At 50.7% G+C, this 12,095-nt stretch carries 9 protein-coding genes; 7 read left to right on the top strand and 2 right to left on the bottom strand.

Translation table 11 applies throughout. The features are described 5' to 3' along the window. Nucleotides 1-428 precede the first annotated feature (428 nt). Entirely contained in the window at nt 429-1,592 is a 1,164-nt protein-coding gene (locus VEB01_RS14090) for an ABC transporter permease (RefSeq protein WP_324876471.1), read from the top strand. A 30-nt stretch (nt 1,593-1,622) separates the two neighbouring features. Then, nucleotides 1,623-2,834 carry an ABC transporter permease gene (locus VEB01_RS14085; RefSeq protein ID WP_324876469.1) on the top strand — a complete coding sequence of 404 codons (1,212 nt, stop codon included), beginning with the start codon at nt 1,623-1,625 and terminating at the stop codon, nt 2,832-2,834. A 45-nt stretch (nt 2,835-2,879) separates the two neighbouring features. Here VEB01_RS14085 and VEB01_RS14080 read toward each other — a convergent pair whose 3' ends face one another. After that, entirely contained in the window at nt 2,880-3,653 is a 774-nt protein-coding gene (locus tag VEB01_RS14080; protein WP_324876468.1) for an outer membrane lipoprotein-sorting protein, read from the bottom strand. 198 nt (nt 3,654-3,851) lie between these two features. Between VEB01_RS14080 and VEB01_RS14075 the strand changes: the two genes are divergently transcribed. Beyond that, nucleotides 3,852-4,529 carry an ABC transporter ATP-binding protein gene (locus VEB01_RS14075; RefSeq protein WP_324876466.1) on the top strand — a complete coding sequence of 226 codons (678 nt, stop codon included), beginning with the start codon at nt 3,852-3,854 and terminating at the stop codon, nt 4,527-4,529. 31 nt (nt 4,530-4,560) lie between these two features. Then, nucleotides 4,561-6,000, top strand: a complete 1,440-nt coding sequence (locus VEB01_RS14070) for a DUF1302 family protein (RefSeq protein WP_324876464.1) — start codon at nt 4,561-4,563, stop codon at nt 5,998-6,000. Nucleotides 6,001-6,064: 64 nt separating this feature from the next. Here the strand turns inward: VEB01_RS14070 and VEB01_RS14065 are convergent, their stop codons facing one another. Then, nucleotides 6,065-8,023: a ThiF family adenylyltransferase gene (locus VEB01_RS14065; RefSeq protein ID WP_324876462.1), complete on the bottom strand. Its 1,959-nt coding sequence runs from the start codon at nt 8,021-8,023 to the stop codon at nt 6,065-6,067. A gap of 107 nt (nt 8,024-8,130) precedes the next feature. On the opposite strand from VEB01_RS14065, the gene VEB01_RS14060 reads away from it, so the two are divergent. The 3 genes from VEB01_RS14060 (at nt 8,131) to VEB01_RS14050 (ending at nt 11,958) form a co-directional block, all read left to right on the top strand. Beyond that, nucleotides 8,131-8,871 carry a PEP-CTERM/exosortase system-associated acyltransferase gene (locus VEB01_RS14060; protein WP_324876461.1) on the top strand — a complete coding sequence of 247 codons (741 nt, stop codon included), beginning with the start codon at nt 8,131-8,133 and terminating at the stop codon, nt 8,869-8,871. A gap of 608 nt (nt 8,872-9,479) precedes the next feature. After that, nucleotides 9,480-10,139: a GNAT family N-acyltransferase gene (locus tag VEB01_RS14055; protein ID WP_324876459.1), complete on the top strand. Its 660-nt coding sequence runs from the start codon at nt 9,480-9,482 to the stop codon at nt 10,137-10,139. Between the two features lie 676 nt (nt 10,140-10,815). Continuing rightward, complete coding sequence (locus VEB01_RS14050) at nt 10,816-11,958, top strand: efflux RND transporter periplasmic adaptor subunit (protein WP_324876457.1); 1,143 nt, start codon at nt 10,816-10,818, stop codon at nt 11,956-11,958. The last annotated feature ends 137 nt before the right edge of the window (nt 11,959-12,095 follow it).

Genomic DNA, 12,095 nt, shown 5'->3' with positions numbered 1-12,095 from the left:
GCGGCACTGGCGAAAACTCAATGGCATTCCCCGCTTGGCTCAGGTTATCGAGGGAGTCGTGTTCAAGGACGGAGTTCGGGAAGACGCCGAGAAAATCGCCGCCTGAGTCCGCCCCGTACACAAAATTTGACCATTACTCATAGCCGGGCGGCCCTCCTCCGGTGCTCTCTGCCGTAACGTAACGGCATTGGGGCGAGGGCGCGATAGAGAGGTTAACCCAGACCATCGGTTAGGTAACCAATCACCATCGCCCCAGCTTTCGCCTTAATAGACGCGCTAAAATAATCTTGATCGGTCGTTTTTATTGGTCACCTGAACGTTTTTGTTAATCAGGAAAACTCTCCTCGTAAAAAAACTTCTCACCCATGAAATCAAGCTTAGAGTTGCCGTTACGTAATCTTTGGAGGCAACCGCGACGGACCTCGATTATGCTCTCCGGTATTAGTGTCGGCATCATTGCGCTTCTGCTTGCAGGAGGATTTATTGAATGGATTTTTTGGGCCATGAGGGAGTCGACCATCCTTTTTCGGCTTGGCCACATCCAAGTTGTTAGGCCTGGTTATTTGGATCAGGGCTCGGTCGATCCGCACAAGTTTCTGTTGCCGCACTCGGCTGCTGAACGGGAATTGCTTGTGAAACTGCCCGGCGTAAAGATGGTGGCGCCACGGCTCAGCTTCAGTGGACTGCTCAGTTATGGGGACACCACGATCGGCTTTATTGGAGAAGGTATAGATCCCGAGAAAGAGAAAGCATTTAAACCGGACCTCTCTATTCAGCAGGGTGAGGGACTCGACCCAAATAAATCCCAAAGCGTAATTATTGGTAACGGTCTCGCCGCTAACCTGGGGGTAAAGTCAGGCGACAAAGTGGTTTTGCTGGCGAACACCGTTTCCGGGGGAATTAATGCGGTGGAGCTTGATGTCGTCGGAGTTTTTTCGACGGCAAATAAGGCGTTCGACGACTCCGCTTTGCGCGTGCCTTTGATTACGGCGGAGAAACTCCTCAGAGTGTCGGGGGCGCACCGATGGACAATTTTACTTGACGACACTGCCGATACACGAAGAACGCTCAAGCGAATCCAGCAGATATTCATCGGAAAAACCGGAGAGTTCCAATTCATTCCTTGGTACGATCTCGCCGATTTCTACAATAAGACTGTGAGGCTTTTTTCCCAACAGATGAATGTTTTGGGAGGGATTATCGGATTCATGATTTTGCTGGGTATATCCAACGCATTGATCATGAGTGTAATGGATCGTACGAACGAGGTTGGCACATTGATGGCCTTGGGGCTCAAACGATTAGAAATTGTCAAGCTTTTTCTGGCCGAAGGCTTCATGTTGGGACTTATCGGCAGCATATTGGGCGTTTTGATTGGCTGCGGTTTGGGCGCGGTCATATCGGCAATTGGCATTCCCATGCCGCCGGCCCCCGGCACGAGCACCGGTTATACGGCTGAAATATTTATCACTGGGCCACTGATTGCCAAGGCTGTGCTAGTCGCCCTCTTGTTCACTTTTCTGGCCAGTGTATTTCCGGCGTGGAAGGCCTCCCGGCTTGCCATAGTCGAGGCATTGAGAAAATCACGTTAACCGGACGGCGTCTCCTATCTGACTCAATCCATGCTGATATTCGTACTGAGAAATCTATTTCGACAAACTGTAAGGTCTGTTCTGACTCTGACTGTAATTGCCTTAGGCGTTGCGGGTATCTCGTTGGTCGGTGGGTTTATCGAAGATATTTTTGTTCAGTTACGCGAGTCGACGATACATTCTCAGCTTGGACATTTGCAGGTATACAGAAGCGGATTCTCGACCATTGGGAGGCGCGACCCATACAAATTTCTGATGGAAGATACCGGCGGACTCGTCGATCAGTTCCGGACATGGCCGGAAGTTGCTGAAGTCATGAAACGGGTGAGCTTTTCGGGTCTTGCAAATAACGGACGCTCCGATTACCCGATTCTGGGAGAAGGCGTCGAACCCGCCAAAGAGAAGCAGGTGGGCAGTATGTTGTCCATCGTAGAGGGTGAGCAGCTGAATGACACCGATTCAATGGCCATCTTGGTAGGGAAAGGTCTTGCGCACTCACTTAAAATCAAACCGGGCGATCCCTTGACACTTCTTGTTAATACGCCCGGGGGTGCTCTAAATAGCCTTGAGTTTACCGTAATCGGAATATTTCAAAGTTTTTCGAAGGATTTCGATGATCGTGCCGTTCGGATTTCCCTGGGAGCGGCACAGGACCTTCTGGCTACACCTGGAATTCACGCATTGGTATTCGCGCTAAATGATACGGCGGATACCGATCGCGTTGCTAAAAAGTTAATGGCGCAATTGCCATTTGATCAATATGAAGTGAAACCTTGGTACGTGCTCGCGGATTTCTATCAAAAAACCGTCGATATGTATCGGCGTCAGTTCGCGGTTTTGGAAATTATTATTTTGGTCATGGTGCTTTTGAGCGTAGCCAATAGTGTAAACATGGCACTCCACGAGAGGACGGGTGAATTTGGTACTCTTATGGCTCTGGGAAATAAACCTCGGGATGTTTTTAAATTAATTATTCTCGAATACTCTATTCTGGGGCTTGTAGGTGCGGTGGTGGGGGCTTTTCTTGGGGTATCACTTGCTTGGGGCATATCGGCTTTTGGCATCTCGATGCCGCCACCACCAAATTCGGATATGGGGTACACAGCTATCGTGCGTGTTGTTCCCCATGTGATTGGCGTGGCCTTCGTAGTGGGGTTTCTTGCAGCAGCTCTTGCGGCGATAATACCCGCTCGAAGGGTCATTCGTATACCGATAGTGGAAGCTTTGCGGAGTAACATTTAAGAGTAAGAGGCTTTTGAGTGTCGCAGAGTGGCGTTTGTTACGCCATCACTCCTGCAGCTTCTTCAGATAATCTTTAGTGAAGACCTTGTCCGGTAAATCTTTGAGCTTCATTTTCTTATAATCCAAAATCGACCGTTCGTCTTTTTTAAGGGCGTTTTCCATTACTAGCTGAGTAGGCCGTACTTCACCCTCCATAGATTCAAATTTCTGAAACCGGCAGGTTTTAAATAATCGGTTGGATAAGGTGTAGAACTCTGCCTTATAAGGTTTGTGATTTTCCTTATCTACCCAATACAGCACTCGCGGATAGGTAACCCCCCGGTCTACGGCCGTAAGTTCAAGGACATAATATTTCCGGCCTTCAATTTCCTCAGTTCGCGTAATTTTAGGATTATAGTCACCCGCAAAGTTTGCCCTCGCCAAGTCGCCATTAGCCACTTGACCGGTAAGCTTTTGAGATAATGGAAGACGTATCGGTTGCGATACCGAGGGCATAAAGGCCCAGAAGTCGCGACCTCTCATGAGCATTATCTGGCCGCGATCGGCGGCCGGTGCGGTCGTCAAAATTACCGTATTTTCGTTTCCTTTTGATAAGACACGGTATTCCCGCACATCGGGTTCGCTGTCCGGAGTGGTAGTGGTGATACTGATATCTACTTGGAATCCCTCTTGAGGGAAGCGGATACGGTCTGCTTTGGCCACGATCTGGGCAGGGTCCGGCACCTCATTGGCTTGCGGTGCGCTAGACAGTGCTGCGCCTAAGAGTAAAGCGAGGATGGCGGTAAAAGCATACCGTTTCAGGTTAAGGTTTCTTGTCATAAAAGTTTTGATTATTGTTTCCTAGCTGTTACTGAACTCGGCTATCATTCTATGAATGAGCCAAGATTGAGGCTTGATGCGAGTGAAAGATGGTAGAGCGTCAATTCTGAAAAAATCTTGTTGCTCGGCGTAATCGAAACACACTCGCATAAATTATAAGTATAGCCGGGTAACTCTTAGCGAGGTATGGCAACTCATATGACGAAGGTTCGCGTGGAACATGTCTGGAAGGAGTATAAGTTAGGAAAACAGACGGTCCAAGCCCTTAGGGACGTTTCCATGGAGATCAAGGAAGGTGAGTTCATTGCCATAGCGGGGCCGTCCGGGAGCGGAAAATCTACCTTGCTAAACCTGGTCGGCTGTATCGATACACCGACGCGGGGCGAAATTTACATCGGAGATGAAGAAGTCGGCAAGAAAACGCCGAATCAGTTGGCCGACCTCCGAGCACGAACCCTCGGCTTCATCTTTCAAACCTTCAATTTGCTACCGGTTCTTTCCGCCTGGGAGAACGTCGAATATCCTCTGTTGTACAGAAAGGACATTTCGCCCAAGGAGCGGCGTAGGCGCGTGGCTCATTATCTGGTAGTCGTTGGCCTTGCCGATTTCGCAAAGCACAAGCCCTCGGAGTTGAGCGGCGGACAGCGTCAGCGGGTTGCCATAGCGAGAGCCCTGGCGGGGCATCCGGCCATTGTGCTGGCGGATGAACCAACCGCCAATCTTGATTCCAAGACGGGTGAAGGTGTTTTGCAGTTGATGAAGCAACTCAATCAGGAAGAAAAAACGACCTTCATTTTTTCAACACATGACCATCGAGTTATGGAAATGGCGGAGAGGGTCATCAGAATCGGCGATGGTCAGATAACGGTTCCGTAACCGCATCTTCCCTGGCTTGGAGTACTATTCCGTGAGTCATTTCCCGCGATTATTTCGCTTAAGTCTGTGCGGCATTTTGGCTTTTATTTGTTTTTTCAGTTCGATAGAGGGCGTTGCGGCAGATCTGGAAAAAGAAACGCCGGATTCTATCGACGAATTATTCGATCTGAAAAACGAAAAAAAAGAAAACAAAGAGCCGGCCTCGGTCGACGAGTTGTTCGAGGTGGAACGGAAGACGGTCGATGAACCGAGTCTATGGCCTGATTTGAACGGATTCTTTCAGAGTGAGCTGGCTTACACTTATGCATCGCCCGACCATTGGTCGAAATTTCGTAACTTGCTGGAATTGGGCACCCACGGCAGTTGGGGTGAAAGCCTGAAGTGGAAAGCGAGCGGTCGGTTGATGTACGATGCGATTTACGATTTGACCGATTTTTATCCCGAGTCGGTGCGACACGACCAGCGTTTCGAGCCGATGTTTCGTGAAACATATCTGGATTATTCAACGGGGGATTGGGATTTTCGCTTCGGGCGCCAGCACATCATCTGGGGCGAAATGGTAGGGCTGTTTTTCGCCGATGTAGTATCCGCGAAGGACCTGCGCCAGTTCGTGCTTCCCGATTTTGATCTGCTGCGCATACCGCAGTGGGCGATGCGGGCCGAGTACTTCAAAGGAGGATTTCACGGGGAGGCGATATGGATTCCTTACATGACTTATAACGACATCGGCAAAGTCGGTTCGGAGTTTTTTCCTTTCAATCCGCCTCCGACGCCGGGGCTCTCCACGGTAATCAAGAATGACCAGCGCCCCAACAATACCCTTGAAAATACCGCTTACGGGCTGAGATTGTCCTATCTCCAATCCGGCTGGGACACCTCGTTGTTCTACTATAGCGGGTTGGATCTTTCTCCTGCCTTTGCGCGTAATGTTGTGCTGGCTCCCGCGCCGACTATAACCTATCGCCCCATTCACAAGAGGATTCACCAGGTCGGTAGCACACTTGCCAAAGACTTCGGTCCGTTCGTACTAAAAGGCGAGGCTATTTACACGGTGGACCAGCCTTTTTTGGTGACGCGGCTTACCGATTCGGATGGGCTGGTATCACAGGATTTTCTCGATTACATTCTTGGACTCGACTTCAGTTTTGTCGAAGACACCCGCCTGAACCTACAGTTTTTCCAGCGCTGGTTTAGCCATCATGATCAGGACATGATTCCAGACGAGTTGGAGAGTGGGGTGTCCGCGCTGGTCAGTACACGGTATTTTCATCCGAAGGTGGAACCCGAGGTGCTTTTTATACATAGCTTGAATAGGTCCGACTGGAATGTGCAGGCCAAGGTAACCTGGGAGTTTCTGACGAACTGGCGTATGGTTGTCGGAGCCGATGCTTTCGGCGGCGCGCCTACTGGGTTATTCGGGCAATTCGATGCCAAGGACAGGGTATATGGCGAGTTTCGGTATTCGTTTTAATACCGCGGCAATGTCATTTCAAGCCGATTGGCCGAGCGAGTATTTGCTAGAGAATCCGCTCCGGCTATCTACCAATCAGCAGGTCGGATAACGGTTTACGGATCGAGCGTGCTTCCGGCTGTTGTCCTTCCCCGATTCTGCCCATAAATACTGCTCTTGGGACGAATTCGTCGCCTAGAAGATCGGTTAGTTCGTTTGCTAAACGCTTTGCTTGCTTCTCAACGGCGTCCAGGCAAGTGAACTTGGCCGACTCCCGGATGTAGCTTGCAAAGATCAAGGGGGTCATCTCCGGTTGCAACTGCAATCCCAGCCGAGTGGCGGTCAGCCAGAAGCGCTGCAAAGCGCGGCCTGCGGATAGATAGTCCCCGATTGAGGCCGGCGGCTTATCGGTCAGTAGAGCGAAATGCCCGGCGCAAAAGATTCCAGGGATCAAGTCCAACTCCACTCTCGGCATTAAGGTTCCAGCCATGTAGGTGTTAAGGAAATTGACCCTGGACCACTTCCTCATCGCCCATTTCATGAGACCTAGGGCTAACGGATTCAAACCTACCGCCCGATCGGGAATTCGGTCTTCGCTAACGCGGGCATTCCATTGAATAATGTTCTTATGCACTTCATATGCCTCCGGCATCGTCAGCCGAACTTTTCCGTTCCGAAACATCAGCCAGGCGCTCTTCAACCGATCTTCGGATTTATCCAGCCACAAGACAGTGTAATTGTCCCCCAGGCTCTCGGTCAGACGCATCTTTTCTTGGGCGTTAAGCGGTCGCCGCTTCATTGCCCTGCGTTGAGTTGCGCGCGCCGGAATATAGGGGATGAGAGGATTTGGCTTGATTGCCGGATCAGGTGAAAAGTAAACATCGATTGTCGGAGCCGTTTCCGGGCTATCCGGGCGCAACGTCCAGTCGGCCGCTAATCCACGACTACTAGCGGCGATTGCGATATTTTCCAAAAGAGCGCCAATTGCGATCTGGCTGGCGCGACCCTTAAAGTCGTAAACACAGTGGTCCCGGGTATCGAACCCATGAATGACGATGTGGTTATCGGCGATGATCTCGAAGCGCCAAGGTTGCGTGTTGTCGCCGCTGGGTGCCCACCTGGCAAGTTCGAGAATTTGCTCGATCGGGGAAGGTTGTGACTTGGTTTGCACTGAAGAACGCTCAGATGCTTTCGCCAGAAATTTTTTCCTCGCAATCCTCAGTCCTATTCGTTGGAGGGGGTTTTGATTTCCTCCGGGTCTCCACGTGCGGATCAATTTGTTGCGGTATGCATCGAAATGAATCCCCCATGGAGCGGCGAACACCTTGCCTCTTCGCAGTAGGATTTTCAAAGCTTCTGTCGCCGCAACTCCGGCGCAAAGTTCGCAGGCCATGGCAGTAGAGGGACCACGACGCAGGGCAAGATTGACGGCGCGGGGTTCGACTAAATACGAAGTCTGCAGCATTCCCGGCGACAACCCCATCAGGAACCGAACAATTTGTTCGTTCTCCGGTTGATTCTCCAATCCGAAATACTCTTCGAAAGTCATTCGCCCAGGAAGGAAGTTCAGCAGCGCCACTCCCATTCCAAGCGGCGCTGCTGTAATTGCCGGAATACCCAATTTGGTGCAAGCAGCAAAGACTTTGGCACGTATGTCTAAAGCGAAAAAATCCAGCCCATCAATATAAAGATCAACATCGTCTAAGAAAGCCGTTAAGTTGGCTTCGGTAACACCCTCCGAAAACGACCGTAGCTCCAGGGTAGGATTGATTTCCCGTGCTTTTACCGCCATCACTTCAACTTTCGATAGTCCGACTGCTTTAACGTCGGCGCCGGTTTGCCGGTTGAAATTTGCCAGTTCGAAAATATCCATATCGGCAATGTTGAAACCGCCGACGCCGAGGCGTGTTAGGGTCAATAGATGGCTTCCGCCGACACCGCCGAGTCCTGCTATGGCGATACGTTTGGTTCGTAATATTTGTTGTTCTTCATATGTTATCCAGCCGATATTTCTCGAAAAAGCGGATAAGTAATCGAAGTTCATAAGAGTTGTATCATCCAAAGCGTAACTTTGCTTAAGGCGAAGCTGGTATCTTCTTATCAGCTAAGCTTACACTACACTGAGAATATTGGGCTCATCAGGAATCAGCCATGACTAAAAACTGGTTTGATATTTTTAATAATTATTTTGAGGTTAAGCCGGCGAATACGGCTGAATTTGTCGACCAAGTTATGGCTTTGAGGTTTCAGGTATATTGTGTGGAGCATCCCTTCGAGGATGCCGCATCCTTTCCCGATGGTTTGGAAAAGGACCAATTCGATCAAAGAGCCGTCCATTCCTTGATTCGACACTCAAACTCTGGGGCTGCGGTGGCCACTGTAAGACTGGTCCTTGCCGATGGCGAAAATCTGAAAAATGGTTTTCCAATTGAAGGCCATTGCTCATTTGCGTCGGAAGTCGAATCAAACATCTCGCTTAATTTTGAGCGTAAACAGATAGCTGAAATTTCTCGTTTTGCCGTATCCAAGCAATTCCGGCGCCGCTTAGGGGAGCCCGAGACTAGCCATGGTATTGCCGAGCGAAAAAATCTCTCGGACGATATGGACGAGCGGCGACTCATTCCTCACATTACTCTGGGGCTGTTTCAAGCAATCGTGCAGATGAGCGCCCAGAACAATATTAAGCTTTGGTATGCGGTTATGGAGCTGCAGTTGCTGAGATTGCTCAAGCGGTTTGGAATTCGATTCACTCAAATAGGTGAGCCGGTCAATTACCATGGTCTAAGAGTTCCCTGCATTGGTCCTGTGGATGAAGTGATGTCCGGCATCAAGCGCGACTGCCCTGATGTATGGGATTTCATCACCCAAAAAGGCAAGTTGTGGCCATATTGAGGAATATTTTCGTGCTGGGGGGGGGGCAGACCCCAATTTGAATTGGATACGCCGGCTTAACGCTTTTCATCTGGAACATCCGTTAAGGTACCGGCGCCGCCCGCTAAAGAGTCAACCCGCGATCCGCCAAGGCCGATTAAGGCAATCGGTTCATCAATACGGTATTCATCACGGCTCTGGCTAGCCGCCCCGCCTCCGTTTTAAAAATCGCAAATCTTTTTAGGCGCTAAATTCGCTCGTTCCATGGTTGTCTGGTTCAGTCATTGCCAAGTAACGCTGACGCCAGTCGGAGACAGCCATAGCCGATGTTTTTCAGCGAGTTGCAGTAAATCGTTAGATTGTGTCGCGCTAAGGCGACACAAGGCCGCGGTGATTTCTGAATCGATTCCAAGAACTATCTATCGTATCTAGTAATTTGCTCGTTGGCGCTTTTCTTGCTTAAAAGCCTCCTCGTGTATTGCGTGATCATTTTGCCAAGCCCTGTCCTGCCAAAGAGCTGTGTACCCTTAGGACGCGATGAGTCGCGGCAGGCACCTGGGATCAAATCTGTTCGTTCGATAGACCATCAGACTCTGCTTGACTTAAGTTGGATTTAAGGAGAACGCGTGATGTTTGACACTCGCTACGAGGTCGTGTTGGCAAATACACCAGAAAGTAAAGAGATTCACTTCAATTTGAGATACAAGGTGTTTTGCTTAGAAAAGGGATTTGAAGATGCGGGTAAATTCACTGCCCAAATGGAACAAGATCAGTACGACAGTCAGGCGATTCACTTTTTAGTTAGGGAGCGGTTAAGGAACGGATGGATTGGCGCAGCGCGCTTGATCATAGATAAGATGAGTGCTCTGCCGATGACTAACATCGTTGACATTGAAGTTCCCGGTACCAACAACAATGCCATGGCAGCCGAATTTTCTCGGCTCCTCGTACTTGATAACTTTCGCCAACCCCAAGCGAAAGTGGCTGCGGAACCTGAAATTTTATTAGGGCTCATCCGTGCAGCCCGAGACTACTGCCTCCAGCGAAATATAAAAAGCGTACTGTTTTTGTGCCGCCGCTCTATTTATAGAATCTTGGGGAACACGGGTATCGACATGCTGCAAATTGGCTCCCCTTGTATTCACCGTGGCGTAAGGGCGCCTTATCTTGTGGATCTGGATACAGGATTTGATCGGGTTTTTCTTCCCTATAGCCGGGCTTATCAGATGTTTTCCAGAGCACAAAGCTACTGTTATTACTCTGATCTCTACGGCCGCCAAGTGGCATAGGTTATCTGGTGGTACGTAACTGAGTCAGCCACAGTTTGAGGGGTGCTTTCGATGCCGGTGTTTTCCCGAATCCGGTGAGGCGGCTCTATCCTGATCCCCGATTGCGGCGTTTGCCAATCTCGCTAAAGCCGTAGGTGCGTTCCGGCTCAGCGCGAAAGGCTCGTTTCATGCGGTTAAATCAAAGCTCGCGACGATAAGTTCGTCATTCACTTCGCGATCGTGATTGAACTGTTATTGATTGCGTAGTTGACGTAGTCACATCTTCTAAATTCATTCCCGTCGCCAATTTCGGTCCACGGACCAGCATTCGGGATTACATGCAAGCCTCTAAGTCTCGCGCCAGTCGAAGCGATGACAGTCTCAGGCGCCGGTCCGCCTGCGGAGGTTGTTCGGCGTATTAAACGTCCAATTTGGAGCAGTAAGCGCCTGTTTGGAGTATGCTAGCCGAATTCGGCACGTCCTTTTTTTGCATTAACCCCATAAACTCCCTCTCTCCAGGCGTTGCGCGTCGTTTCTAGGCAAATGATGAACTCATTGGATAAAGCCGAAATGACGCCCTTAGCTGTCAATTGGTTATGTCGTGACTAGCAATAACCTTTCAAAATTGAGAATCGATCGGCCAGCGCGAGAGTCTCTAGGCCTTTTTCGGATCGGTGTGTCTCGTAAGCGCTTAAGAATGCTCTGGCTGCTGGTCATCGTTGGCGTGGTGGGGGTCCTTGTTTATTCGAAGCTTCGAGGCTCCGGTATCGAGAGTGAGGTCGCCACCGTCGGCAATGTCTTTCCTTCGCAGGCTTTTACCTTGCTCAACGCCACCGGCTACGTGGTGCCTCAAACCAAGGCGGATGTGGCATCCAAGGCGACCGGGCGTTTGGAAAGACTCGATGTGGAAGAGGGAAGCTACGTCAAGAAAGATCAAATCCTCGCGCAGCTCGAAAACCGCGATCTGATAGCCAGCCTGAACCAGGCGGCGGCCAATGTCGCGGTTGCGAAAACGGATCGGCAAAAGGCGGAAGCGGAGTTGAAGGAATCCACTCTGGCGCTGAACCGCCTTCGCACACTCGTGCTGAAAAAATTCGTTTCGCAGGAACTCTATGACGCGGCGATTGCCCGTCACGAAAAGGCCGTGGCCGCGGTCGAAAGCGCAAAGTCCGCGATCGCGGCCGCCGAGGCGTCTCATCGGGGTGCACAGGTGTCGCTGGATTACACCTTCATTCGAGCTCCCTTCGACGGTGTCATTCTCAGCAAGCACGCCGATATCGGCGACATTTTGGCTCCCTTTTCGTCGACGATGCTGTCGAAGGGCTCGGTGGTGTCCATGGCCGACATGAATACATTGGAAGTGGAGGTCGACGTGGCGGAGTCGAATCTTAATCAGGTGAGTGTCGGCCAGCCGTGCGAAATCCAGTTGGACGCGTTGCCGGACGATCGATTCCGCTGCGCGGTCGATCGCATCGTGCCCACCGTGGACCGCACCAAAGCCACGGTGCTGGTCAAGGTTCGTTTTATCGACAAGAACGACCGCATCCTGCCGGATATGAGTGCGAAAGTGGCTTTTCTATCGCGTGAACTTACGCCGGATCAGCAAAAGCCTCTTTCCAGCGTTCCCGACGCGGCGATTGTGACTCGTGGCGCAGATAGGGTCGCGTTCGTGCTGCAAGGCAAACGAGTCAAGAAAATCCCGGTTGAAACGGGTGAACACATAGGCGATCTGGTGGTCGTGAAGAAAGGACTCAAGACCGGCGATCAAGTAGTGCTCAGCCCGTCTGAAAAATTGAAGGATGGTGCGGAGGTTCGCATCCGGGAAGCCGAAAAGTCCTAGGGCGTGTCCTCAATTAAGGGGTCGCCAAAGACGACCAAAAGCGATTCAATTGAGAGAGTGAATTCAGAAGAAGGTCGATGAATGGTACGACGGTATGGCTTACGGGACGATCAGTGGGAACGGATTCAAGACCTCCT

The organism is Methylocaldum sp., from assembly GCF_035627495.1.
In the GTDB taxonomy this organism is placed as follows: domain Bacteria; phylum Pseudomonadota; class Gammaproteobacteria; order Methylococcales; family Methylococcaceae; genus Methylocaldum.
Note: the sequence above shows the minus strand (reverse complement) of the source record. Positions and strands in the feature narration are given on the sequence as shown.